At 50.7% G+C, this 26,501-nt stretch carries 22 protein-coding genes; 4 read left to right on the top strand and 18 right to left on the bottom strand.

Going from position 1 to position 26,501, the window contains the following annotated elements; genetic code table 11:
* Positions 1-27 precede the first annotated feature (27 nt).
* Both WC5_RS15225 and xanP read right to left on the bottom strand, forming a co-directional pair.
* Positions 28-1,737 carry an AsmA family protein gene (locus tag WC5_RS15225; protein ID WP_016231518.1) on the bottom strand — a complete coding sequence of 570 codons (1,710 nt, stop codon included), beginning with the start codon at positions 1,735-1,737 and terminating at the stop codon, positions 28-30.
* Between the two features lie 120 nt (positions 1,738-1,857).
* Positions 1,858-3,249 (bottom strand): xanthine/proton symporter XanP, encoded by a 1,392-nt coding sequence (gene xanP, locus WC5_RS15230; RefSeq protein ID WP_010352595.1) that lies wholly within the window; start codon positions 3,247-3,249, stop codon positions 1,858-1,860.
* Between the two features lie 279 nt (positions 3,250-3,528).
* Here xanP and gltS point away from each other — a divergent pair, with 279 nt between their 5' ends.
* Positions 3,529-4,734 carry a sodium/glutamate symporter gene (gltS, locus tag WC5_RS15235; RefSeq protein ID WP_000468835.1) on the top strand — a complete coding sequence of 402 codons (1,206 nt, stop codon included), beginning with the start codon at positions 3,529-3,531 and terminating at the stop codon, positions 4,732-4,734.
* Between the two features lie 188 nt (positions 4,735-4,922).
* Here gltS and recG read toward each other — a convergent pair whose 3' ends face one another.
* From recG to gmk, 5 genes are read right to left on the bottom strand one after another with little or no spacing between them, the layout of a single operon-like run.
* Positions 4,923-7,004 carry an ATP-dependent DNA helicase RecG gene (gene recG, locus WC5_RS15240; RefSeq protein ID WP_000678473.1) on the bottom strand — a complete coding sequence of 694 codons (2,082 nt, stop codon included), beginning with the start codon at positions 7,002-7,004 and terminating at the stop codon, positions 4,923-4,925.
* Between the two features lie 5 nt (positions 7,005-7,009).
* Positions 7,010-7,699: a tRNA (guanosine(18)-2'-O)-methyltransferase TrmH gene (gene trmH / locus WC5_RS15245; protein WP_001070180.1), complete on the bottom strand. Its 690-nt coding sequence runs from the start codon at positions 7,697-7,699 to the stop codon at positions 7,010-7,012.
* Positions 7,700-7,705: 6 nt separating this feature from the next.
* A complete protein-coding gene (spoT, locus tag WC5_RS15250; RefSeq protein WP_000280472.1) occupies positions 7,706-9,814 on the bottom strand; it encodes a bifunctional GTP diphosphokinase/guanosine-3',5'-bis pyrophosphate 3'-pyrophosphohydrolase in 2,109 nt (702 codons plus the stop codon).
* Between the two features lie 18 nt (positions 9,815-9,832).
* Positions 9,833-10,108 carry a DNA-directed RNA polymerase subunit omega gene (gene rpoZ / locus WC5_RS15255; RefSeq protein ID WP_000135057.1) on the bottom strand — a complete coding sequence of 92 codons (276 nt, stop codon included), beginning with the start codon at positions 10,106-10,108 and terminating at the stop codon, positions 9,833-9,835.
* A gap of 54 nt (positions 10,109-10,162) precedes the next feature.
* On the bottom strand, positions 10,163-10,786 hold the full coding sequence (gene gmk, locus WC5_RS15260; RefSeq protein ID WP_010352591.1) for a guanylate kinase: 624 nt from the start codon (positions 10,784-10,786) through the stop codon (positions 10,163-10,165).
* A gap of 257 nt (positions 10,787-11,043) precedes the next feature.
* On the opposite strand from gmk, the gene ligB reads away from it, so the two are divergent.
* Entirely contained in the window at positions 11,044-12,729 is a 1,686-nt protein-coding gene (ligB, locus tag WC5_RS15265; protein ID WP_010352589.1) for an NAD-dependent DNA ligase LigB, read from the top strand.
* Here the strand turns inward: ligB and WC5_RS15270 are convergent.
* Both WC5_RS15270 and WC5_RS15275 read right to left on the bottom strand, forming a co-directional pair.
* Entirely contained in the window at positions 12,726-13,343 is a 618-nt protein-coding gene (locus tag WC5_RS15270) for a trimeric intracellular cation channel family protein (RefSeq protein WP_000924289.1), read from the bottom strand. The genes ligB and WC5_RS15270 overlap by 4 nt on opposite strands.
* 732 nt (positions 13,344-14,075) lie before the next feature.
* Positions 14,076-14,363, bottom strand: coding sequence for a PerC family transcriptional regulator (locus WC5_RS15275; protein WP_016231514.1), 288 nt, complete (start codon positions 14,361-14,363; stop codon positions 14,076-14,078).
* Between the two features lie 349 nt (positions 14,364-14,712).
* Here WC5_RS15275 and WC5_RS25535 point away from each other — a divergent pair, with 349 nt between their 5' ends.
* Complete coding sequence (locus tag WC5_RS25535; protein WP_168246606.1) at positions 14,713-14,850, top strand: hypothetical protein; 138 nt, start codon at positions 14,713-14,715, stop codon at positions 14,848-14,850.
* A 162-nt stretch (positions 14,851-15,012) separates the two neighbouring features.
* Positions 15,013-15,198 carry a helix-turn-helix transcriptional regulator gene (locus WC5_RS15285; protein WP_001236873.1) on the top strand — a complete coding sequence of 62 codons (186 nt, stop codon included), beginning with the start codon at positions 15,013-15,015 and terminating at the stop codon, positions 15,196-15,198.
* A gap of 1,070 nt (positions 15,199-16,268) precedes the next feature.
* Here WC5_RS15285 and WC5_RS15290 read toward each other — a convergent pair.
* From WC5_RS15290 to WC5_RS15335, 9 genes are all read right to left on the bottom strand, one after another.
* The gene (locus WC5_RS15290; protein ID WP_000594596.1) at positions 16,269-16,967 is read right to left on the bottom strand and encodes a hypothetical protein; all 699 of its coding nucleotides are present in this window, start codon (positions 16,965-16,967) and stop codon (positions 16,269-16,271) included.
* A gap of 150 nt (positions 16,968-17,117) precedes the next feature.
* Positions 17,118-19,838, bottom strand: coding sequence for a lytic transglycosylase domain-containing protein (locus WC5_RS15295; protein ID WP_000968282.1), 2,721 nt, complete (start codon positions 19,836-19,838; stop codon positions 17,118-17,120).
* Positions 19,835-21,154, bottom strand: a complete 1,320-nt coding sequence (locus tag WC5_RS15300; RefSeq protein ID WP_000246957.1) for a phage DNA ejection protein — start codon at positions 21,152-21,154, stop codon at positions 19,835-19,837. Before WC5_RS15300 ends, WC5_RS15295 begins: the two co-directional genes overlap by 4 nt.
* Positions 21,154-21,831: a P22-gp17 family phage DNA ejection protein gene (locus WC5_RS15305; protein WP_000909177.1), complete on the bottom strand. Its 678-nt coding sequence runs from the start codon at positions 21,829-21,831 to the stop codon at positions 21,154-21,156. The genes WC5_RS15300 and WC5_RS15305 overlap by 1 nt, the downstream gene beginning before the upstream one ends.
* Positions 21,825-22,286 carry a DUF2824 family protein gene (locus WC5_RS15310; protein WP_000420673.1) on the bottom strand — a complete coding sequence of 154 codons (462 nt, stop codon included), beginning with the start codon at positions 22,284-22,286 and terminating at the stop codon, positions 21,825-21,827. Before WC5_RS15310 ends, WC5_RS15305 begins: the two co-directional genes overlap by 7 nt.
* A gap of 16 nt (positions 22,287-22,302) precedes the next feature.
* Positions 22,303-22,464 (bottom strand): hypothetical protein, encoded by a 162-nt coding sequence (locus tag WC5_RS25530; RefSeq protein WP_001018524.1) that lies wholly within the window; start codon positions 22,462-22,464, stop codon positions 22,303-22,305.
* 585 nt (positions 22,465-23,049) lie between these two features.
* The gene (locus WC5_RS15325; RefSeq protein WP_001244113.1) at positions 23,050-25,806 is read right to left on the bottom strand and encodes a TOPRIM and DUF927 domain-containing protein; all 2,757 of its coding nucleotides are present in this window, start codon (positions 25,804-25,806) and stop codon (positions 23,050-23,052) included.
* A complete protein-coding gene (locus WC5_RS15330) occupies positions 25,793-26,164 on the bottom strand; it encodes a hypothetical protein (RefSeq protein WP_001208879.1) in 372 nt (123 codons plus the stop codon). Before WC5_RS15330 ends, WC5_RS15325 begins: the two co-directional genes overlap by 14 nt.
* Complete coding sequence (locus tag WC5_RS15335) at positions 26,157-26,498, bottom strand: hypothetical protein (protein WP_000628963.1); 342 nt, start codon at positions 26,496-26,498, stop codon at positions 26,157-26,159. The genes WC5_RS15330 and WC5_RS15335 overlap by 8 nt, the downstream gene beginning before the upstream one ends.
* Positions 26,499-26,501: the final 3 nt, after the last annotated feature.

Below are 26,501 nucleotides of genomic sequence, written 5' to 3'. Positions count from 1 at the left end.
CTATGTCGTGCCCGGCGAGATTGATTTTTACTGCACTGGCTCCGTTGACGTGACTTCGCCACTGGAAACGACGCCAGCATTCATGGTTTGGGTTACCTGCTGCTTTTCTGCGTTCACAGCATGGAGTTGTCCGTTAACCGTAGGTTTTAGCGGTACATCGGTCTGAATATCGCCGCTGGCGGTGAGCTGAATATTGCCATCGCCCGTAATCGGTAACTCTGGCCATCCCCACTGTTGCAAAATGTTCATCGGCACACCGCGTCCGTTCAGGCTGATATGGGTCTGGCGCTGCGGCGTTTGTGAGACGCTGGCAGTAGCTTCAAGAATGCCTTTCTCGGTAAACGCGCTAAGTTCGCTGATATTCACCGTGCTGCTATTGGCGGTTAGCGCCAGCGACGGGCGACGAACGTCGACACGATTGAACGTTGCGGCGGCGGCATTCAGGTTCGCCGTGCCACTCCAGACGCCCCACTTATGATCGGCAACCAGCGTCAGATTCGCGCCATAACCATCCAGCGCAGTGAGCTGCCACGGGAAGTTCGGATCGATATCAATGATCAGGTTGCGGCTGGCGCTGAATCTCTTCAGTAGCAGGCGGTTTAACCAGCCTGGGGTCGTTTCCATCCACAACTGTTGCCAGTTTTTCGGCAAGGTATATTCCAGCCCGACAATCGCTGCATCGTCGAGGATCAGCGTTTTCCCGTCGCGTTGCCAGTTCCCTGACGTTCGGACCATTCCGCCTTCCCAGCGGCTGGTGAACTGGCGAAGCGCCACGCCCTGTGGGGAAAACTCCGCGTTCATAATCGGGTCAAATAAATGCAGCGAACCATAAATAAACTCGCTGGCGTTCATTGACAGCTTGCCTTCCTGCGTCTGCCAGTCATCTTTAATGAAGGTCATGTTGCGCAAGCTGAGATCGAGGTCGGTCACCGCCCAGTCCGGACCTTGCAGGCGAGCGTCGATCACTTCAAGGCGACCAATCTGCAACGACGGGACAGAGCGCAAAGGTGCAAAGAAATCGGTCAGAGATTTTTCGCTTTGCAGACGGATATCAGCCAGGCGCAGATTTTCCACCTGCCAGCTACCATCGGCATTACGCTGCGCATTACCGGTTAATGAACCACGGGCGATATCGGCGCCCAGATTCGTAAGCGTGACGCGATCGTTATCAATAGTGCCTTCAATCAGTACATTGGTAGCAGCAACATCGTTGAGCGACAGAGAGCCGGCACTGAACTGAATTTGAGCCTTCGTGCCCAGAACTTTACCGGCTTCCGGCGACCACGGAACGACGCCGCCATTTACTCGCTGTGCGCTGAGATTCCACTCGCTATTGGGGCTGTTAAACGCCATATCACGCAGTTGCAGACGATCCGCTTTGAACGGTAGCGGCGCGGTCTGGTCGGTGAGATTCAGCGTCCCGTTTTCCAGCAGGATAGTATCAACATGGCGTGGTTCGCTCAGTTGTCGACTACTTAGCGCAATATCGACACTTTTCGCCACCAGAGTGGCGGGTTGACCATCGCGACCGAATGTGATGTTCTCCAGCACGATATGAGATGGCGCGGAAAAGCGGTGATCCATCGCCCCGAAGGTCAAATGATAGTCGCTATTCCTGGATATCCATGCGCTGATATGCTCTGCTCCCCAGCGGGTTTGCAGCAGGAAATAGAGGCCAGCGATCGCCACGAATAGCGCGATGAAAATGTAGAGAAGCAGCTTCCCAATAAATTTCATGGTCTTCCATCCCGTGAAATGCACATAAGGGAGTTATGCACGATTTACGCGCATTCCTCAAGGCGGGAATGGAGAAAGCGAGTTGCTACGGCGGTAAAGAATTTTACCGCCGCGAGTGGATTACTGTTTTTCTGGCGGGAAAATCAGGTTCAGCACAATGGCAGTGATACCGCCAGCGGCGATCCCGGAGGAGAGCAGGTTTTTCAGCCAGTCAGGGGCAAACTGTAAAATCAGCGGTTGCTGAGACACGCCCAGACCGACCGCCAGTGACAGAGCAATAATCAGAATGGCTCGACGGTTCAGTGGCTCACGAGAAACGATACGCACACCGGATGCGGCGATAGTACCAAACATCACCAGCGTAGCGCCGCCAAGTACCGGCTCCGGAATATGCTGCACAAAACCGCTCACAGCCGGGAACAGGCCGAGCACAATCAGCATCAGCGCAACGACAAAACCGACATACCGGCTGGCAACACCGGTCAACTGGATCACCCCGTTGTTCTGCCCGAAGCAGGAGTTCGGGAAGGTGTTAAACACCGCCGACACAAACGAGTTCAGGCCATTCGCCAGCACGCCGCCTTTCAGACGTTTCATGTACAGCGGACCAGAAACCGGTTGTTCGGAAACGTCGGAGGTGGCGGTGATATCGCCAATAGTTTCCAGAGAGGTGATCATAAAGACCAGCATCAGCGGCAACAGCAGACTCCATTCAATACCAAGCCCGTAATAGAGCGGTGTTGGCACCATAATCAGTTCTTGCGTCATCGGCTCGTTGCTTTCTGGCAACATGCCCATAAACCACGCCAGCGCATATCCGGCTGCCATCGCAATCACCAGCGAGGCCACGCGTAAGTAAGGGTTACGTTGACGGTTAAGCAGAATGATTAAAGCTAAGACCACACCCGCCAGCAGCAGATTTTTCGGTGCGCCAAAGGTGTTATCGTTCATGGCCGCATAACCGCCGCCAATGGACGTTAACCCAACCTGTATTAGCGACAGGCCGATAATCATCACCACTACGCCAGAAACCAGCGGCGTAATAATGCGGCGCGCCAGGTGCAAAACGCGGGAGATTACCATTTCGGTGCAGCTTGCCAGCATCAGTGTGCCGAAGAGCGCCGCCATCATGGTTGGAACATCGGCGCCACCAGTCTTCAGTGCCGTTCCACCCATAATCAGCGGGGCAACGAAGTTAAAGCTGGTGCCCTGAATAGACAACAACCCGGAACCAACCGGCCCCCAGGCTTTAATCTGAATAATCGACGCCACACCGGAGGCAAACAGCGACATACTAATAATGTGTTGCGTGTCCTGTGCTGGTAAACCCAGCGCCTGGCAAATTAACAGTGCTGGCGTGATTACCGCGACAAACATCGCCAGCAGATGCTGACAGGCGGCAAACAGAGTTTGAGCAAGCGGCGGACGATCTTCAAGACGATAAATCAGTTCGCTGTTTTGAGTCTGCGCAACCGGTTGCGCATTTTCTGACTCTAGGGTGGAAACAGACATCGAAAACAATCCCGTGGTGGCAAAGCGGGCATTTTAGCTGACCGAAAGGTAAAAGCAAACGTTTGCCATGCATTCTTCTAAATATTTAAATGCGATAAATGCACTTTTTTATATAACTTTTGGTTGTTTTCTGCTTAAAATCCATGCCATTTTTTTATTTTCAGCTGAGAATTCGAACCGGGATAGCATGACTCGATACTCGTCATATTTCGCCCTAATGCACATGCGCGATGAAGTATGACGAGTGTGAAAGAGTGGTGCGGACACAAAGGAGTAACTATGTTTCATCTCGATACTTTAGCAACGCTTGTTGCTGCAACGCTGACGTTGCTGCTCGGGCGCAAGTTGGTCCATTCCGTCTCCTTTCTGAAGAAATACACCATACCTGAACCAGTTGCCGGAGGGTTGCTGGTGGCACTGGCGCTGCTGGTGCTGAAAAAAAGTATGGGCTGGGAAGTCAATTTTGATATGTCCCTGCGCGATCCGTTGATGCTGGCATTCTTCGCAACCATTGGTCTGAATGCCAATATTGCCAGCCTGCGTGCCGGTGGGCGTGTGGTGGGGATTTTCCTCATCGTGGTTGTTGGCCTGTTGGTGATGCAAAATGCTATCGGCATTGGGATGGCAAGCCTGTTAGGGCTTGATCCGCTGATGGGGCTGCTGGCTGGTTCTATTACGCTTTCTGGCGGACACGGTACGGGAGCTGCGTGGAGTAAATTGTTCATTGAACGTTATGGCTTCACCAACGCGACGGAAGTGGCGATGGCCTGTGCAACTTTTGGTCTGGTGCTGGGCGGCTTGATTGGGGGGCCGGTGGCGCGGTATCTGGTGAAGCACTCCACCACGCCGAACGGTATTCCGGATGACCAGGAAGTCCCCACCGCATTTGAAAAGCCGGACGTGGGGCGCATGATCACTTCGCTGGTACTAATTGAAACCATCGCGCTGATTGCTATCTGTCTGACGGTGGGGAAAATTGTTGCGCAACTTTTGGCTGGCACCGCTTTTGAATTGCCAACCTTCGTTTGCGTGCTTTTTGTGGGCGTGATTCTGAGCAACGGTTTGTCCATGATGGGCTTTTACCGTGTCTTTGAGCGTGCGGTATCGGTTCTGGGTAACGTAAGCCTGTCGTTGTTCCTGGCGATGGCGTTGATGGGGCTGAAGCTGTGGGAGCTGGCTTCGCTGGCGCTGCCGATGCTGGCGATTCTGGTCGCACAGACTATCTTCATGGCGTTGTACGCTATCTTCGTCACCTGGCGCATGATGGGCAAAAACTACGATGCGGCGGTGCTGGCTGCGGGTCACTGTGGTTTTGGCCTTGGTGCAACGCCAACGGCAATCGCCAACATGCAGGCGATCACCGAACGTTTTGGCCCGTCGCACATGGCCTTCCTGGTGGTGCCGATGGTCGGTGCGTTCTTTATCGATATCGTTAACGCCCTGGTGATTAAGCTGTATTTGATGTTGCCGATTTTTGCGGGGTAACCGATGAAGCGGCGGTATGTGTGCCGCCGCAACAAAGACAACTGCCTGATACTCTTCGCTTATCTGGCCTGCGTAATGATTCTCAATTTATTGATTTTGTGAGTTTTTTTGTGGGCCGGATAAGGCGTTCACGCCGCATCCGGCAGGAAGGTAATCAATCTGAAACGGCGGTCTTCTCTCCGCCGTCTTTATGCGTTCGAGTAGCGTTCCGTCTCCGGCATCCAGCGTTCTATCAGGGCTTTTGCCTGCTGCGGATAACGTTCGTGAATATGTCGTGCCAGGCGCTGAACTTCTGGGATCATGGCCTGATCGCGCAATAAATCTGCCACTTTAAATTCGGCATTACCCGTCTGACGCGTACCTAACAATTCACCAGGGCCGCGAATCTCCAAATCTTTTTGTGCAATCACAAACCCGTCGCTGCTGTCACGCAGCACTTGCAGGCGAATTTGCGCCGTTTTGGAGAGCGGCGTTTTGTAGAGCAGCACGCAGTGAGAAGCCACCGCGCCACGCCCCACGCGCCCGCGAAGCTGGTGTAACTGCGCCAGACCCAGGCGCTCCGGGTTTTCGATAATCATCAGGCTGGCGTTAGGCACATCAACGCCGACTTCAATGACGGTAGTGGCAACCAACAGGTGTAACTCGCCTTGTTTAAACGACGCCATCACCGCCTGTTTCTCGGCAGGTTTCATACGCCCATGTACCAGGCCAACGTTCAGTTCCGGCAACGCCAATTTCAACTCTTCCCAGGTAGCTTCCGCTGCCTGCGCTTCCAGTAACTCTGACTCTTCAATCAACGTACAAACCCAGTAAGCCTGACGTCCTTCAGTCATGCAGGCGTGACGCACGCGGTCAATGATGTCGTTACGACGCGTATCCGGGATTGCCACTGTCGTCACTGGTGTACGCCCTGGCGGCAGTTCATCAATGACCGAGGTATCGAGATCGGCATAGGCGGTCATTGCCAGCGTGCGGGGGATCGGCGTGGCGGTCATGATCAACTGATGAGGATGGAAGCCTTGCTGCTGGCCTTTTTCCCACAATGCCAGACGCTGATGCACACCGAAACGATGCTGTTCGTCGATGATCACCAGCGCCAGGCCGTTAAACTGTACCTGTTCCTGGAAGATGGCGTGAGTGCCGACAATCATCTGCACCTGACCGTTGGCGATGGCTTCCTGCTGCGCCAGTCGCGCTTTACCTTTCTGCTTGCCAGCCAGCCAGCCCACTTCAATACCCAGTGGCTCAAACCAGTTGCGAAAGTTATTGGCGTGCTGTTCGGCGAGCAACTCGGTTGGTGCCATCAGCGCCACCTGTTTACCGTGAGCAATTGCACGCAGCGCGGCGAGGGCAGCAACCAGCGTTTTACCGGAACCTACATCGCCTTGTACCAGACGCATCATGGGAACATCCAGCGCCATATCGCGCTCGATCTCCGCCACCACACGTGCCTGAGCGCCCGTTGGTTTGAACGGTAAGGCGGCAAGGAGTTTATTTTTCAGCGCGTCATTGGCGCTAAGCGGTTGGGCATGAAAACGTTGTGCTCCAGCGCGTAACGCCAGCATACTGAGGTTGTGCGCCAGTAGTTCTTCCAGAATCAGACGACGTTGTGCCGGATGCTGCCCGCTTTCCAGATCGCTAAGTTGCAGTGTCGGCGGCGGGCGATGCAGCGTTCTCAAGGCTTCCGGCAGCGTCATCATCCCTTGTGACAGTTCCGGCGGCAACAGTTCTTCAATAGCGCAGGTGTCGAGCAGATCCAGCGCCTGGTCGGTTAATTTACGCAGCGTTGCCTGTTTAACGCCTTCAGTCGTTGGGTAAACCGGCGTAAGCGTTTCCTGTAGCTCCGGGGTACTGAGATCACCCTGTACGCGATATTCCGGATGGATCATCTCCGCGCCATATTTGCCGCGCTTTGCTTCGCCGTAGGCCAGCACGCGGCGGCCCGTCGCCAGGCTATTTTTCATCGCCGCGCTGAAATTGAAAAAGCGCATGGTGAGAATGCCGGAACCGTCGCTAATCTGGCAGGTCATCATCCGCCGACCGCCGAAGGAGATATTACAGTTCAGCACTTCGCCTTCCACCGTGGCATAAACGCCCGGCAGTAGCTCACCGATGGGGTAGAGATGGGTGCGATCTTCGTAGCGCAGAGGAAGGTGTAACAGTAAGTCCTGCACGGTATGCAGGTTGATTTTCGCCAGCTTGTTACTTTGCGCCGCGCCAACGCCCGTTAGGGAACTGAGCGGGACAGCATCTAACAGGCGACCTTTCATGGCGCTTACCCTGCAGCCTGCATGGTGGCCCACCAGTTAGCATCGGCTTCAATTTCACCTTGCTGATTGACGTGGGGGTAGGGCAGACCTTTGCGTTTTGCGACTTTCGCCAATACCGGATAGCCGCCTTCAAACAGCAGGCGTTGTTGTTCTGCTTCCGGTAACATGCTGTTTTCACGCAGATACATGCCAGCGTTTTGCCGCTGACGCTGGGCTTCGTAAAGAATGAGTGCTGATGCGACGGAGACGTTCAGCGACTGCACCATGCCGATCATCGGAATGATGATGTCCTGATCCGCCAGTGCTAACGCTTCCTGCGTGATGCCCGTTTTCTCCTGACCCATCAAAATACAGGTCGGGCGGGTGTAATCAATTTCGCGGAAATCGACGGCGTTATCAGAAAGATGTGTAGCCAGAATCTGCATTCCCTGGCCTTTCAGATGGGCGACAGCATCGCCAATGGTGCGGTGCGTTTTCACCTGTACCCAACTGTTGCTGCCAGCCGCAGCCGAGGCCATAGTGCGCATCCGGCTGCCAGGCCAGACGGCATGAACTTCATGTACGCCAACGGCATCTGCGGTACGAATGATCGCAGAAACGTTATGGGGTTTGTGAACCTGTTCCATGCAGACGGTCAGATCAGGCTGCCGCCTGGCGAGCATTTCACAGATGCGTGCATAACGTGTTGGGTTCATAAAACATTAATTTCTGTTTCGGGTGACTTTAATCACGTCTGGCATCACACGGATTTTGCGCATGATATTTGCCAGATGTACGCGATCCCGGGCGGTCAGGCGAATAAAGGCACTGTAGACGCGACCATCTTTCTCTTCCGTATTCAAACTTTGAATATTGGAATTGGTGGTGTTGATCGCCGCTGTCAGGTTTGCCAGCGCACCCTGATGATTGAACATTTCCACCTTGATTTCAGTAATGAACTCCTGCGCCGTCTCTTTATCCCATTCCACAGCCATAAACTTCTCTGGCTCTTTCTGATAGCCACGGATATTACGGCAGGACTCATGGTGGATCACCAGACCTTTACCGGGGCTAACATGGGCGATGATCGGGTCGCCGGGAATAGGGCGGCAGCATTTCGCAAAAGTGATCAACACGCCATCAGCGCCTTTAATCGGCAGATGCCCGTGGCTTTGGGTTGCTGGTGGAATGGAACCGTCTCCCTGCTGGAGATTCTTCGCTACCACTACGCTCATTGCATTGCCAAGACCGATTTCTGCCAGCAAATCGTCAAGCGTCGCCAGTTTCATGCGATCCAGTTCGCGCTGAATATTTTCCTGCGGGATTTCATTCAGCTTACGGCTGCCACCCAACGCGTGGTTGAGCAGGCGACGACCCAGACTGACGGAATCATCACGCTTGAGGTTTTTCAGCAACTGGCGAATTTTGGCGCGTGCTTTCGAGCTGACGACAAAGTTCAGCCAGGCGGCATTCGGGCGAGCGCCCGGTGCGGTAATGATTTCAACGGTTTGTCCGCTGGAGAGTGGCTGCGACAGCGGGTAAGGCTGACGATCAACTCGCGCACCCACGCAGGCATGACCGATATCGGTATGCACCGCGTACGCGAAGTCAACAGGCGTGGCACCGGCAGGCAGTTCGACAATGCGTCCTTCCGGTGTGAAAACGTAAATCTCATCCGGGAAGAGATCGGATTTAACGCTCTCGATAAATTCAAATGAGCTACCGGCGCTCTGCTGAAGCTCCAGCAGGCTCTGCATCCAACGCTGGGCGCGGATTTGCGCAGTGGTGCTGGTCTCGCCGTGCTCTTTATAAGCCCAGTGTGCGGCAACACCCATCTCCGCCATTTGATCCATATCTTCGGTACGGATCTGGACTTCAACCGGAACGCCGTGGGGGCCAATCATTGAGGTGTGCAAAGACTGATAACCGTTCGCTTTTGGAATGGCGATGTAGTCTTTCACGCGACCTGGACGCGGCTTATACAGGCTGTGCATCTGACCGAGCACGCGATAACAGGTGTCGGAATCATTGACGATCACGCGGAAGGCGTAGATATCCATGATTGAGTGAAAACGCTGCTCTTTGAGCACCATTTTGCAGTAAATCGAATAAAGATGTTTCTCGCGACCACTGACGCGACACGGTATTCCCGCTTCCTGCAAACGTCCTTCGATTTCAGAGAGGATTTTTTGGATCATCTCTTTACGGTTGCCGCGCGCGGCTTTCACCACTTCTTTAATTACGCGGTAACGGTTGGGATACAGCGCCTCAAAACCCAACTCTTCGAGTTCGGTTTTAATGTGGTGGATACCTAAACGGTGTGCCAGCGGGCTGTAAATTTCGAGAGTTTCGCGGGCGATGCGGCGACGTTTGTCTGGGCGAAGTGAGCCCAGCGTGCGCATGTTGTGGGTACGGTCTGCGAGTTTGATGAGGATGACGCGGATATCCTGCACCATCGCCATAATCATCTTGCGAAAGTTTTCGGCCTGCGCCTCTTTCTTATCGCGAAACTTGAGTTTATCAAGTTTCGACACCCCCTCTACCAGCTCGGCGACGCTTTTGCCAAAAAGCTGTTCCATGTCCTGGTAGGTGGCGGGAGTATCTTCAATCACGTCATGCAGCAGGGCAGCCATCAGCGTTTCATAGTCGAGTTTCATCTCGGCCAGAATGCAGGCAACCGCTACCGGGTGCGTGATATAGGGTTCACCGCTTGAACGTGTTTGCCCCTCGTGAGCATCACGTGCAACGAGATACGCCTGCCGCAGACGCTTAATTTGGTCTTCTGGCAGGTAGTTTTGAATCAGTTGATTCAGGCTTTCAAACAGATACAAGGGCGACCCGCTTTGTGATTAACGACGACCTTCAGCAATAGCGGTAACGGCTTGAATTTCAGCGGCTTCCTGCTCTTGCTGTTCCTGGCGTTCGCGAACATCAAGGATCTGGTTGTTGATCAGACCTTCTTCGATTTCGCGCAGCGCGATTACTGTGGTTTTATCGTTTTCTTCCGGTACTAGCGGATCCTTTCCGCCTACCTGCATCTGACGAGCGCGACGCGCGGCGACCAGTACCAGGTCAAAACGGTTACCAATTTTCTCTACAGCGTCCTGAACAGTTACGCGTGCCATACTTAAAAAGCTCCACAGGTGAAGAAATGACTGGGCATGATACTGAAAGAAGGTTCAGTCTGCCAACAATTTGCTGATTAAAGCGTCATGACGTTGCTTTTGGCGACTCATGCGCAAGCGTTCGGCGCGAATAATGGTCTTCAGATCACCCAGTGCGGTGTCAAAATCATCATTCACAATCAAATAATCATATTCGGCGTAATGGCTCATTTCTGCAACTGCTTGCGCCATACGCTTTGCAATGACCTCTTCGCTGTCCTGACCGCGACCGCGTAGACGGCGATCCAGCTCGATTTTGGACGGCGGTAAAATAAAGATACTACGCGCATGTGGCATCTTCTGGCGAATTTGTTGCGCGCCCTGCCAGTCGATATCCAGAAAAACATCTACGCCACTTGCCAGTACTTGCTCAATGGCTTCGCGCGAAGTGCCATAGTAATTACCGAACACTTCCGCGTGCTCAAGGAATGCATCTTTGCTAATCATCTCTTTAAATTCATCATGATTAACAAAGAAGTAATGCTCACCGTGTACTTCACCTGGACGCGGTGCGCGCGTGGTGTGTGAAACAGAAACCTGGGTGTCATACAACGGTTGGGTTTTTAATAAAGCCTGAATCAGGCTGGATTTACCCGCGCCACTGGGGGCAGAAACAATATAAAGCGTGCCTTGAGCCATGAGTATCTTTCGTATGTGATTAGCGAAATAAAGCCTACATACGAGCTTATTATACACGGCGCGGTCACGTGACGTAGCCCTTGCTCATACTTTTTGCGCAAAGTTGTTGCGTTTTGCGTAGCTGTTTCCGCAATTCCCTGTCATTTGCTGCAATCAGAACGATTCTCTGGAAGCGTCCTCGCACACTTCGTTTTTGCCACTCGGATTTACATTCACCACGTTGTATACCTGCCCGCCTGACTACAGCGGAGGTGATGATGAAAGTATGGATAGCGGTGTTAATGGGGATTTTGTGCTGGCAATCATCGGCGCAGGCGGTCTGCCCAGCCTGGTCGCCCGCCAGAGCGCATGAAGAAATTTCCCGCCTGCAACAACAAATAAAACAGTGGGACGATGATTACTGGAAATTAGGGAAAAGCGACGTGGAAGACAGTGTTTACGATCAGATAAGTGCCCGTCTTACGCAGTGGCAACGTTGTTTTGGTGAAGAGACGCATCGTGACGCCATGATGCCGCTTTTAAACGGCACGGTTATCCATCCGGTTGCACATACGGGCGTACGTAAAATGGCGGATAAAAATGCGTTAAGCCTGTGGATGCGTGAACGCAGCGATCTTTGGGTGCAGCCAAAAGTTGATGGCGTTGCGGTAACCCTGGTTTATCGGGACGGGAAACTGAACAAAGCAATCAGTCGCGGCAATGGCCTGAAAGGCGAGGACTGGACGCAGAAAGTTAGCTTAATTTCCTCTGTGCCGCAAACCGTTAGCGGGCCTTTAGCCAACAGTACGCTGCAGGGCGAAATATTTCTCCAGCGTGAGGGGCATATCCAACAACAAATGGGGGGAATGAATGCGTGCTCGAAAGTCGCGGGCATGATGATGCGGCAGAACAATACTGACGCGCAAAATTCACTTGGCGTGTTTATCTGGGCGTGGCCGGATGGACCGCAGTTAATGACCGAGCGATTGCAACAGCTTGCAGCCGCAGGGTTTAGTCTGACGCAGATGTACACTCGCGCAGTAAAAAATGCTGATGAGGTTGAGCGGATACGTAATGAGTGGTGGAAAACAGCGTTACCCTTTGTTACCGATGGTGTCGTTGTGCGAGCGGCGAAAGAACCCGAATCCATCCATTGGCTACCGGGTCAGGCGAACTGGTTGGTGGCGTGGAAATATCAACCCGTGGCACAGGTTGCCGAAGTGAATGCGATTCAGTTTGCGGTGGGTAAGAGCGGCAAAATATCGGTGGTGGCGTCACTCGCGCCTGTCATGCTGGATGATAAAAAAGTTCAGCGGGTGAATATTGGTTCCGTCAGGCGCTGGCAGGAATGGGATATTGCGCCTGGCGATCAAATTCTCGTCAGTCTCGCCGGTCAGGGTATTCCACGCATTGATGATGTGGTCTGGCGCGGAACGGAACGTACTAAACCAATGCCGCCAGAAAACCGCTTTAATTCGTTGACCTGCTACTTTGCTTCTGATGTTTGTCAGGAGCAATTCGTTTCACGGCTAGTCTGGCTGGGGTCAAAACAGGTTTTGGGTCTGGACGGCATTGGTGAAGCTGGCTGGCGTGCGCTGCATCAGACTCATCGTTTTGAGCATATCTTTTCATGGCTTCAGTTAACGCCAGAGCAATTACAGAACACGCCGGGGATAGCGAAAAGCAAAAGCGAGCAGTTATGGCATCAGTTTAATCTGGCACGTAAGCAGCCTTTTACCCGCTGGGTGATGGCAATGGGAATACCCTTAACCCAGGCGGCGCTTAACGCCAGCGATTCCAGCACCTGGGAGCAAGTTTTGCAGAGAAGCGAACAGCATTGGCGGCAACTGCCAGAGACAGGATCTCGTCGTGCCGGCCAACTTATTGAATGGAAAGATAATGGGCAAATCAAGATGCTGGGCAACTGGCTGGCTGCCCAGCAGATCACAGGTTTTGTACCTTAGTGACCTTCGTGGCTGTAGTAAAAGACGGGTAAACCCAGCTTAAGACGCAGCGCCAGCAAGCGAGCGAAAAAGCCAAACACCAGAGTGGAAATAATCACCACATCATGGTTAGAGACGTAGTGTTGCAACGCGATATAGAGTACGGCGGAGGCAAATGAAACCCCAGCATACAGCTCTTTCTGAAAGACCAGCGGGATGCGTTTACAGAACATATCGCGCAAAACGCCGCCAAACACACCGGTCGTCACCGCCGCGACAACGGCAATGATCGGACCGTGCCCCATATCCAGCGCGACTTGTGCACCAATAATAGAAAAAACTACCAGCCCGAGCGCATCAAGCACCAGAAAGACTTTGCGCAGATAAGGCATCACCGGGGCAACAATAGTGGTCAGTACGGCGGCTGTGGCGACAATAATCACATATTCCGGATGCTTGACCCAACCGAGCGGATAGTGGCCCAAAAGAATATCCCGCACTGAGCCACCACCGATTGCGGTGGCGGTCGCAATGATAATTACGCCAAATGTATCCATTCGGCGTCGCCCAGCCGCCAGCGCCCCCGTCATGGCTTCGGCGGTAATACCAACCAAATACAAAATGTGTAAAAGCATGGTTCTCTCCCTAAAAATCTGTCTGGCAGGGTAGCGATTTGTGCACATTGTCACGATTGAGATTTTTTAAGGTGAGTTTGGATTGATAATTTATAGTTATGTGAAATTGGTACTTTCTGCAAAGCTAATGCATTTTTCTGATGTTGTGTTAAGAAAAATGCATTAGAAAAAGTATGGGGTTTTTGACGTTTTTTGGGTAGATGTACGTAGAGCCGCTGAAATTAACAATGGCCTACAATGCGATGCCGCTTACTCGATTGAATCTGTTTGTAGAGTGTTGGCTTTAATGCCTCATTGTGGCTGGTTTCTTTATAATGCGGTTTTTGATTATGTACACCCTTATGTACACGGTTTTTTTGGGTGCTTTGGTCAGAAGCCATTGTCTACATCCCTCACGATCGAGGTGTGTAATCATGTTCAGGCTTGTTGTCCTGCGCGCGCGTATTGCTCGTGAAATTGCTGTACCCAATAGTGATGTCCGAAAAAACCTCCGTTCTCACATGAAACAGCCATGTGCAACTGGTAACTGAATAGACTGGTAGACCGTTCGTTCAGTAAATACCTGATATTTTCGCCAACGAGAAATTGCGTTGGCTGGCAGAGTGCAAATTTGCACGATGACCTAACCCATTGATTTTTTCGAAAACCTGCAATGCAGGAAGCCGGATAACACCATTTTTATAGCTCCGATCCCTTCAAAGTGAGGGGTAATTTGCCAAAACAGAGAGAGCATTACTGTCTCTGGCAATCTTTATCGCGATAACGCCTGAAGTACCCTCTCGCTTCCTCATCCATACCAAGAGCCGAATGAGTTCGCTTAACTGCCTGTCTTAAATCTCCGAATCTGTCTGTAGTTGCTGGTGGGCGTGCCGCCCTACGGATACATTCAGAGCGTCTGTTTGCTGCATGTTCACGTTCTTTATCGCCATCTGCCAGCGTCATGACTTCTGCCCATCGTGCGGCAGCTCTCCGGCATAGCCCTTTTGACTCCAGCTCTTCAGCTTTCCTGTCCCTCATCATTTCTGCCTCTCAGACTATATAGATAAGCAAAAAGGTGTTGGTTCAGTTGGTTCAGTTGGTTCAATTTGTAAAGAGTATTGTTTTTAAAAGGATTATTCGCAAAAAGTGAACCAACACCCCCCATTTTTGAACCAACAAAAAGAGGCCGTGAACCAACACGCCGTTTAAAAACCGCTAATTATGAGGGACATCCACCAGCACAGGGCTTGTCTAGTGCTGGTTAGGTGCTGCTCACCGCGCACGGAGCGGCGCTGGTCATCATTTCGCGGTACCGCCTGGCTATTACAGGGCCCTCTGCCAGCTGGCGCCTTAATTCCCGCAGTTCTGCCGGGCTGAGCTGGTGGCCGTCATGCTCCAGCTTGGCAATGGTCAGCAGCTCGATTTCTCGTGGTGTCATGGATTCCCCTCTGATGGTGATCGGCATTATATTGCCAGCCAGGGTGATTCTTCACTGGCCGGAGCCGTTGTGCGTGAAGTCTATACGTGAACTCCATATGCTATGTGTTAAGTTACAGCTCAAAATGTCCTGTTCCGGTGGTAACTTTTTTGGTAAACAGCGTTTTGGTGGATACCAACATGGATACCTCGCTTTTGGATACCGCCCAAAGCCAGATTGTCACTATGCTTAATCTAAAGCAGAGGAGCCTCTATGCGCCTTATCAAATTAAGCGAAGTCATGCTCAGAACGGGCTTCAAGAAAACGGCAATCTACTCATGGGTTAAGACGGGCACGTTTCCACAGCCAGTTAAAATTGGTAGATCAGCTAGATGGTCGCTTGAGGAGGTTGAAGCTTGGATCCAGAATAAACTTGATTCGCGGGCTGGCAACCAATGATTAGCTTTAATATCGAGTGGTGGATAGTCCATGGACAAGCTGATGGGCGCACTCGACGAAAACGATGCGCCAGGCGGACTGTGTCGCTCATAAACCGGGAGTTGGCCAGAGGACTTAGTTGTCCTTTGCAATTCTGCAGGTTCGCACGTGAAAGTAGCCAAAACCCTGCGAACCTGAGTGCAAACCTGCAACTGCGAACCACTGAGGTGGCTTCTCATAGCTGGTGGTCATACTGGATATTAATCAGGCCTGCCACAACCATAACAATCCATAACAGGCGCATCGCACTAACAATTACTAATAGGTCCGCTCGCAACACTAATTTTGACTAAGCCTGAACGCAATGCTCAGAAAGAACGAAGAATGGAATGAATCGTACCATCATGTTGCTCCATGATTTTTACGTTCAAGACAGTTGCTTAATCTCGCCTCGCAATTCAGCCCCCTTGCCGCGATCTTGCCGTTATCGAGAAGTCTTTCTCCTTTCGGTTAATGCTATCGGTCTTCATATTACCAGCAGCATACGCCATCCGATTATTTCGATGCTACGCGCGCGTACTTGTCGCAAAATACCAGGCAAAGGCCAGATTCAGAACGTCGTGATAACCACCAGCACAACATGAGAGGTCATGTAACGCGATTTATCACACCAGATATATGTGATTGGTGTACCCGCATAAAACATCGTCATAGCGCGTCCTGTGCGCATATAAGCCGATAATCAACACATCACCATCACTCTGTCTTATGTAGAGAACAGTTTTATGGTACTCCCCTCCATTGTGTGCGTACTGGTCGGACGCAGTTGCAAAACTTTTTGCAACTGATAACCCTCGCGCGCGTACTTGTCTCGACATTGGTGTTTTGCTGTGGCAGTGATATCAGAAAAATCTTCCTGTTTCACATAAAGCGGATATGCGCGTACTGTAACGGCCCCATCAACTGGGAGCGGATTTGAAATCCCGCCCCGAATGTGTAGGCAATGTCACTTAACGTTTGTCGCATACCTTCCAGAAAAAGCGATTCATGAATAATAGGGGCATGAATGCCCGGCGTACCGGGCTTATTAGTTAATTTGGTGCTTTAGGGTCAACATTAAAAGTTATATCACCTTCTGTATTTTTCCCGGCATAGCTAGCGGCTATTCTCGCCAACCCTTTGTAATCAGCAATTCCATCAGACTGTTGCGAGACGACTGAGCTACCAACTTTCCATAACATATTAATCTGCCTATTATTGAGATAAGCCTTGGCATCAAACGACTGGAGTATCACCCCTGCGCCGTAGAACGTGTCCGTCACAGTTGTGTTATACGCGCCAGTAATTCCATAAGTAGGCGTATAAACTGTTGTTGCCGTTCCAGTGGTATTAGCCGTACCGTAGCCACCACCATAACTATTGAACGTGGTGTTCGAGTTTCCGTACGTTGTTGCTGAGCTCACACCAGTTTGCCCGTATATTGGGATGGTTACATTACGAGTATTTGAAATGGCCCCGCTTCTCAAAAAGTTCAAGAGAATTACCTGGTCAGCCAATTTTTCATCTTTAACTTGTGTATATCCTTGGCTTGATAAACTGGCGGCTACTACCGTAGCTATTTGAGTGTATTCAATCTGTTTGGTGTTCCAAAGTTCTTGGCTTGCGGGGATGATCAAGAACTTCTTACCGACAGATTGCCCGGAGGATAAAGCATTGACCGTTACTAACGGTTTTTGTACGCATCCAGCCAATAATGACAGGGATAATATTAAAAGAAGATTTTTAATCATGATAATCTCACCTAAGAATTGCGTGGTTATAAATTATCATCACTGTAAGCGAATGTAAGCCACAGGCTCGTAATGTGATATGGAATTTTTATAGTTGGCTCAATATCAGTATGCCGTCCTTGGCTATTATGGTTTTGTTAGTTAGAGCGTCTATTCCCATTCGCTAACATCTTTCATGCCACTGAGGGTAGCTACAATCCCGGCCCTTGTCAGTTTCACGAATTCTTCAGCCCCAACGGCATCACGAATTGCTTTCATGGCAATTTTATTGGTCGAAAATCGTTTCTCTGCTGCGGCGATCGCTGCTGGTGATGCCCCTGCGCGCACTGCTTTTGTAGCTTCCTGAACGGCTTTCTCTATCGCATATCGACCACTTCTTGTCGCCCCAATCTTAGCCACAGTATTTCTCAGTGCGCCACCAGCAACCAAACCACTAATCGAACCAATTACACCACCGCCAAAGCCTCCAGCGATCGCACCTGACTGTTGAACTCCGTTCATGATCACACCGACGATCTTTGGAAGGCCTGAATCGAGCGTTTTGAGAGCCTCAGTTGTTCTTCCCGTGCGCTCTACGTATCGCTGCGGTCTGGTGCTGGCTTTAGCGAGTACACCGAACTCTTTCATCATTCTACCGAGATCTGGCGCATGACGACTGATGGCGTTTACATTCTGCTGGGTCATGAGCTTGGCAAAATACTGGATACCAGACTCTTCACCGATTCCTCCCTTCTCTCCCTGCGCCACAGCATGCTGAAGAATAGATGCTATTGCTGGTTGGCGTTCTGCTTCCGGCAGCGCGGAGATAAGGCGGTGAAAAGCTCCCGTTCCAGTGTTTGCGGATGCCTTAAGCGTATCGGCACCTTTTCTTACCATAGCGTCTGATGCGAGATCTCGACCAAAAACAGATTCGGCATTTTGTTTGGCGATAATGTAACTTTTAGAGAGATCGTTAGCTTTCTGCCATTCTGTGAGGAAGTTTCCTTTTTCAGCCATGATGCGCATGTCATCAGTGATAGCTCTGCGCATTTCTCCGGCAATCCGGGCGGCATTGGCCTTACCTGCCCGGGTGTTTGCTTGTTCAGCATCAGCAAACTTAGCACGCCATGCCTTCATCCCGTCGAAGGTTATGCCGCCACCTTGGTTGTTGGCAGCCTGAAACTGTTTCATCTCCGGGCTGAGTGGAACATTGGCTGCTTTTTCTGCTTGGACGACAGCCATCCCATTACTCATTTTCATCCTTTCGCGTGGCATCGTGCTTCGCAGTTCTGCCCATGCCATATTCTCTGCTGTTTTCATATCACTGAGGCTCGCGATGATGCGCTCTTTAATTGCTGCGCTTTTTTCTGATGCGCTTCCAGACTCAGCACCGAAATCAGACAACTGCTTATTCAACTTTGAGGATATTTCATTGAAGGCCGTAAGGTGAGCATCCTGAACATTCCCAGGAGTTGATGCCAGAACACCTTCTGCTTGGGCAATTCCACGACTACCTGAGCGCATTCCGGGCGTCAGGGTGTTGATATTAATACCAGTGATTTTCGCCGCCTTAGCGACATCATCTCTGACGTTTGATGCCTGCGATGCGATATGCTCTCGGCCTACGGCAGAACGCGCTGCTTTCGATACATCATTGGCGGTTTCCAGAGTATTTGCTGCCCCTAACACATGGCCTGATTGATTTGTATTACTCCGCAATACATCTCGCATTACGTCACTGGCTGTCTGTCCGCTCTTTATTAAAGCGCGTGCTCCTAGCGATCCTGCTAGGCCAATACCTGTCTCTTTTGCTAGGTCTTCTGGGCTGATCTGCCCGTTCTTTTGGGCGTTCACCAATGTACCTGGCAGGTTTTCTGCCAACATACTAGCCACCTTTGTGGCCGCACGTTCAGCACGTGGAGCGTTGGCAACGGAAGAAGCTGCGGTAGCTGCCTTTCCTGCACCTAATCCTGTAATAAGGTAAGGTGCTAGCTGCTCACCAGCCTGCGCGTATGGATCTGTAGGTTGGTCTACTGGGCGAAAGACAGGTGATATGGGCGTGTATGTGCCATCACCCACACCAAGCTTCTGAGCTGCCCATGCTCCGGCTGATTGCGCCGCATTGACTACCCCCACGCCTGCGTCCATTACATCAAACGGTATATTAGCAATCCCTCTGGCCATCTGCTCTGGCGCAGCTTTCAGTCCTGGCGAAAGATATTCCATCTCAGGATTAAGGTTAGACTTGGCTACTTGCTGCTGCGGTTCCCCGGCATTTTCATCGGCGAGAAACTGAGCTCTTTTCTGCTCCCATGAACTGGCTGTTGGTAGTCCTGCTTCTATGTTCTTAAATTGCTGACGTTTTGCTTCCCATGCAGAAATATCTCCCACCTGAGAGATTTCTTTATCAAGCTCTGAGTAGTCAGGCTGCTGAAGATTGCGATGTTGACTGGTTTGTGCAAACTGCAAGATTTCACTGTCATCAGGGATTATTCCGGCATCTGCAAATTTACTTACGTAATTAGCCGTTTCATCTGGCAGTGTAGATTTACCGTTTCTGACGGCATTAATACGAGCATAGCCAGAATTATACCCAGCCAATGCCATACCAATATCACCAAATCGCTTCATTCCTTTATTGAGATGGTTTGCTGCGATATCCATTTGCTTTTCAAATGGCAGTGAGCGCGGATCAGTTCCACGATAACCAGCATCACTCATTACTGAGGGCATCAGTTGAGCAAATCCTCTAGCTCCTTTCGGTGACTCGGCACTTCCGTTACCACTAGATTCATTGCCAACTAATGTTTCCATCGTCCCTGATGGGAAACCATATTTTTCATCGAGATGACGGGAATAGGCTTTCTGTTTTTCTGTCAGTTGTGCCATCATTGCCATCCCTTAAGTTTTGCCTGATAGTAACTTTCCGGCAGATAGCCATGTGCGGTCACATAATCCTTAATCAGTGAAGGATCCTGCAACAGCATTTTGGTATCAGTTTCTTCGTCCTTTGATTTGGTTACAGGAATACCGAGCCCGGCAATCTGTCGTTTCTGCATTCGAATAATTACGTCCTGCGCTTTATTCAACTCTCGCAAAAATGCCTCATTGCTGGTTGCTGACTTAATGCCATTTTGAGATTGCATAAGGGCAGCCCTTTCCCCTTCGGTTGGGTTAGAGCCAAAAGTCCCTTTGAGGCTAGGCAGAATAACCTTTAGGTTGTATTCATCAGCTTTGGCGCGTAGGCTTCGTGTGTCTTCTGCTACATCAGGAAGGAATCCAAACCCCAGCGTCAGGGGGTTATAGTTCTGCGAGCGGGTAACGGCCGAAGGATGTTTCCCTACAATTCCCGCCAGTTCATGACCCACTTCAAGCGCAGAGTTCAAGGAGTCGATGTTACCTGCAACAGTATTAATTTTATCGTTCATCTTCTCCACTTTCGCCTGCTGTACTTTGCTCAGTTCAGCATTGAGCTTGTCTCTCTCGATGTCATTTTGAGCACGTCCAAGTCGTGCTTTCAGAACCATTTCTCTCGTGCGTAGTTGGTTATCGGATAGGACTTTGAACTGCTCCATATCGAGACGCCGATTACCCTGTTCCGCATTAACCTGAGCATTATATGCAGATGTATCTGCGTTCTGCTGTGCAATGCTCTGCCCTTGCTGCTTCTCTTGAACACTAAAGTAACTATTTGGATCAGCATGGAGGTGGATGAGGTCAGTGATTCTGTTGAATTCCTGTGGGTCATTCTGCCAAGACTGATAAACCTCTTCAGCAGGAAGACCAAATCGCTGTAATACTGGATTTGCCTGCTGAATGGCCTTCTGCATGGTCAGTGGATCTCCAGTTTGTGACGCAAGACGCAGATTCATGGCAGCGTCAGCGGTCTGTCGATTTTGCTCAGCATCAATGAATCCCATCTGTTTTTGAGAATCAGCCATAAACTGGGGATACTGGGCCATTAACTTCTGCACTCCAACACGATCATTATTAGCTACCGCACTACCCAACCGTGCCTGATATTCTTTTAGCTGCTGGGAAATTTGCGCCTGCTGATTAATCTCAGCAACGCCTCTTAGCCCCTGTAGCGCCATTAAACCTACGTTTGGCTGCTGCTGATACTGCACAGGCTGAGGAACGGAAGAACGAGGAGCATTATCATTTTGCGGTGCCATGCTAGGCAGCCCGCCAAGTTGCCATGTCGCCATTAGAATCCAAGCCCCCCAACAAGACCAATAAGCCCACCACCAATAGCCCCGGCGACATTACCTATACCCGGAACAACGGAACCAAGTTGCGCACCCGCTAAAGCGCCTGATGCCGCCCCACCAATACCACGCGCAAGACTGGATGGCTGCTGCGCCTGACCTGCACGAATAGCGCCAAGCCCCTGCAAGAGTTGTCCGGTATTATTGGCGTAGTTTTGCCCTGCTGTTGCCTGCCCTGATGCCGCATTCATCCCGACATTTAGCAGGTTTCCATAATTTTGCATTTGCCCACTGAGCCAATTGTTATAAAGCATGGGCGCAATGGAAGATAACTGGTTACTGGTAGCTGTTGAGCCAAGCCCCCCGGTAGCTTCTGCTGAGACAAGGTTCTGATAACGGGCCTGATCTGCCTGTGTTTTATATAAACCAGAACCAAAGAAATCATTCGCGGCTTTATTCTGCCCTTCCAGAGTCATCAGTCCTTGTAGTTGTTGTAAAGCAGGCAATCCGACTTCTGCATACGGCTTGAGATTATTCATCACCGTATTCCACTGCTCGCGCTGCAAATCAATTGCCTGCTGCTGGGCCTTCGCCTGAGCTTTAGAGGCACCACCATCACCGCCTTTTTCGTATACGGCACGATTGAGATATTTATGAGCTATATGGGTAATTAACATTCGCTGAATTCCTTATATTGTTGCCGAGTTAACTGATAAAGCGTTACGCCGACGGGTTTACCACATCTGATATAAGCATCATCAAGGTGACCAACACGGGTAGCGCCAAGCAAACGGATAATTGCCCGTCCGTATTTGGTGGTGTCAGGAACCATGGTAATGCTGTTAAGGAATGGTGAGTTTTTGAGAAGCCATTTGCAGAATAATCGATGCCCTTGCAGTGCATATTCACCACGGAATCCGGGGTCGTACACCGCATGGCATTCAACAATGTTATGCCAGAAGTTACGCACTTCATGAACGCCAGCCAGCACCAATCCTTCGTAGATACCGAGATATACCGCATCAGGCTTGATGTAGTACGTGTGCCCCGGCTCAACAATATTTTCGGTATTGCCAGGCTCGTTAAGAAAGGCCTGTAATCGCACAGGGTTATCAATAAATTTTAGTTCCATGCGATGCCATCCATTTTCACATACAGCCTGCCAGCGCCTTATCTATTAACCCTCGTGCAATTTCATGCAGAGTTGGCGCTACTCCAATTCCTGATTTTTTACGCTGCTCTTCCTGAATTTTCTTTATCGCTTCCATTTGCTTCTCACTTATCAATACCGGCTTTACTGAAATAGCCATAACGCCCCCTTAGAACTGTATAAAACAACAGTTATTATAGTTTCACAAATCGCAACATTCATCATCGTAATTGCAAAATATGAAACATATAGCACAAAAAAAATGCCACCGCTCAGTAGCTGGTGGCATCGTTCTGTGTGTCAGGTTTTGACAGGTTTTTTATGGACTCTAAAAACTATATTTATGGTGTCGCATTACTCTTCACGGCAGGCGCTTTTCAGTTCTGCCCTTGCTTCTGGCTCCATTGGTAATTTGATTCGCGATCAGCTATGCGGATGGTTTGCTGAACAGGCATAACAACTTCTCAAGGGCTGTTTTCTGAACTACGAAAATTTCGTAGTGCTCACTTTCAAAAACGTCACGCCCTTGTACACAGGATTTTACGAAAGTCTCGTAAAACACTCTCTGATGCCAGCCAGGTGTTGTGCGCATCAATTCAGTCACATTGTGTTGGTTCAAAATACCGTGTTGTTGGTTCAGTGTTGGTTCAATAAAAAGAATAAAATCCTTATAAAACAATACCATTTATAAATTGAACCAACTGAACCAACTGAACCAACACCTTTTCTACGCACATGAAGAAGCTCATTCTTCAGATGAGTTGTAATCTCCTGGCTGGTAATTGAGTACATAAACGTTTATTTGTCGTCCCTGAATACGTGGTGATTTTCTTTGGTATCCACGACCGCTGTTTGGTGGGGTTAGCATCCCGGCTTTTTTCAACACTTCAGCAAACTGTTTTGCGTTGAAACCACATGCGATCTCCTTTTCAAATGTGGCCGGGAATGTGTAGAAAATCATTGGGCTTTCGTCATGTTCTCCACGCTGACGGTATCCGGCTAAATCTTTGATGGGCAAATCTGCCGGGCTGTATGGAAATGGTGCAAAACGGCTAAGCCCATAGGCATTAAGAAATGCCTCCGTTTGTTCAATAATCTGCTGATGTTCTTTGTTACCTGTGCCGAACTCGCGCAACCATGCGTTATAGCTGTGCTGTATCGCATCACGGCATGTCTGAGCATCCCAGCCTGTTACAACCTCGCCTAACAGCAATGCGGCCTCCAGAATGGCAAATCGCGCGGCTACACGGTGAACCTGCTCACCATAATCGGATGGGATCAGACTTCTCCATCTGCTTTCGCGGTCACGAACAGTTTTAATTGCCTGTTGCTGGTGGTCTGCCAGCCATTTAATCCACTCACGCCCGGCTGCGCCGTGGTGATGCTGGTAAGCGTCTTTCAGTGCGTCTGCGTGCTGTTTTCCGTTCTGGTAATCGTGAAAGCGTACTGCTTTACTCAACGGAATATTCAGCAGTCGCACCAGTTGCCCGGCTTTGGTTTTTCGCCCGGAAGTAGCGATAAATGTTTCTAAATCCATTTCTCCGGTGCTGATTGCCACTGTACGCCAGCGTTTTAGATCCCGGTTTCCACCATCTTTAGCGCCTTGCAGTTTCCCTACACCGTTAAATAACGCATAGGCAGACTGTGAAACACTGACAGGATCAGCGCCCTGACCAACTTCATCAAGCGGCATTAGTCCGTCATTGTGGGCGGCAGCTTCATTTGCCAGCCCCAGCGCGGTTCCGTACCACGTCAGCCGCAGTAAATCAGGGTTGCCGTATAAGCTGCTCGCCACGTTTGCCGTGGTGGTCTTACCTGCGCTCGACTGCTCATAGAAATGAATGCCGAACCCGTCAGCGCCCACCAGCCCAATCAATGGCGCTGCCAGTGCTGCGCCGATCCCGGTCATCATTGAATAGTTACCAAAGGCCAGACGCGCCACGTTATCACGCCAGCTTTTCGCGCTCCCTGAGACGGTATATCCGGCTGCGGCTGAGCTTCTCCCGCTGAACAGCACAGGATTTTCAGGTGTTCCGATGATTTCCCCATCAGGCATGATGTACGCTCCGCATTGCCAGCCAGTGGCATGAGCAACACGCCACAATTCACGAGAGCCACTGCGTTGTAGCCAGTCTGCCAGTATTGCTCTGAGGCTGCTTTTGGTCGTGACAGTTACCCCACCAGCTTTAAGTGTGCGCCATCCTTCACGTTCACCAATATCAGCCAGTGGAATGGCAGCGGTTGTCGGCGTTTCAGAACCAAACGACAGCCAGCGAAGAATGAGATACTGGTCTTTATCGTCTCTGCCAGTACCGATAACGCTTAACGGAGAACATAACCAGCTTTCGTTATTGATGATTTCTCCACTCTGGCTGTCAGCTCTCGGAGATACCCAATAAATACCATCCTCGCGGCTTTCTATTCTTGGTTTCAGTGGGTCGGTATCCATAACCTTAAAATCGCTTCCCTCAATGGTCTGTGGCTCCTGTTTCACGCCATTACCCTGTGGTTGGTACATTGACTTATTGAACGCTTCTGTGGCGCATTTAATGCCGTGTTTTTGGTGGTAATCATTCCAGTCTGCTTTGTGATCTGTCGGGGGTAATGCCACCCATCCAGAAACAGATAAAGCTGCTTTTTCTGCTGCTCTTCTCCCCGTGTTTTGTCTTCCTTCGCTGTGGTCGTTATCCGCAGCAATGATGATTTGTGCTGAAGGAAATTTATCCCGCAGTACCTGGGCGACATATAACAGGTTCCCGGCATCAATCGCCGCCACTGTAAGCGCCTCTGGGCGAATTAAATGGGCAGATAATGCCGTTGCCAGCCCTTCTGCGATTAAGATGCTCTGTGTTGTTTCTGGTGCGTTTATGGCGTGATATGCCCCCCGCTTTGCTGAACCTGTCAGGAGTCTTTTTTCACCATGTGAGGTAATAGTCTGTGCTGCTGTGACTGCGCCGGATTTATCCACCAGCGCCAGCAACAGAGATCCATCGGGCAACACGGGGAATGTAAAATCACCTACCCCTTTCGCAACCAGATAATCAGATTTGCCGTTTACAGCCTTTCTGCGCATGTCATCAAACTGACGGGAAAACGTATCCCGTCTTTGTTGTTCGTCCTTCTCTGCCCTTTTCAGGCGCTCCTGTTCGCGTCGCTGGCGCTTGGTTTCCAGTTGTTCCCGTTTCTGGCTGGTGGCTTCTGGTGTTTCCGTTGTCCGGTAATCAATACCCAGAACATCAGCGGCAAGAAGCGCCGCCTCTGTTGTGTCGCAGTTATTTACGCGTTTAATTAAATCCAGCCCATCACCAGCGCCGCACTGATTACAGATGAAGCTACCGCGCCCGTTGTCATCGAACCGGAATCGATCTTTGCCCCCACATGCAGGGCAGGGAGCATGACGGCGCGGAGAGTCAGGGACATTTATGTTCAGGCAGCCCAGCACATGAGGCCAGTTGTTTTCAGACGCACTGATAACCTGACGGATAAGATCAATGTTTCGCATCACCGTACCCCACGTGGTCTATAGCGTTTGCGATATGGCTAACCAGCATCTGCCACTTGGTTATTCCGTAATCAGTCAGCATGCCATCATTGTTTAGCCACATATCAAATTCAGCGGTTGTCGCAAGTTTCCACTGATCGCCGTGGACAGTCCTCATTGCTGGGTACATGAATGCGCAAATCAGATCACAAACATCTGACGGCTTCAGAGATGTAGTAATGGTGCGTCCCTCTGGCGTCTGAATTGCCATTTTCTCTTCACCAGTAGAATGAAGGTTATGAATCCACACAGCACCAGCAATCTTTGCCACCTGCTCTCCGATTGCGGAGCTAAGCGCCATTTCTGCATTTTCACGCATGAGAACCTCCCGCTACAGTTGCGCCCATGTCATTAACCATGCTTTGCCATATCTCACGCCCGACGTCAGTCAATCCGTCCTTATTGACGCAACGCTCAAGAAGCTCGATCCCCACGGTTTCCCACTGCGGGTAGAACACTTTCATGGCTGCCAGTGTGTAGCTATCGATCAGGCTGCGAACGCCTTTTACTCCATTGACGATTTCCACACGTACGGCCTCGCCGTCCGCATCAACCATGAAATAGTCCCCGTCGCTGGTGGAGGTAATGTGGTTATACAGTGCCGACGCATACTTATTTGCCAGCGCATTCAGTCGGAAATTTTTAGTAATCATGGC

The sequence above is a fragment of the Escherichia sp. KTE114 genome, assembly GCF_000407765.1.
GTDB classification, from domain to species: domain Bacteria; phylum Pseudomonadota; class Gammaproteobacteria; order Enterobacterales; family Enterobacteriaceae; genus Escherichia; species Escherichia ruysiae.
This window is presented reverse-complemented; position numbering and strand designations above follow the sequence as displayed.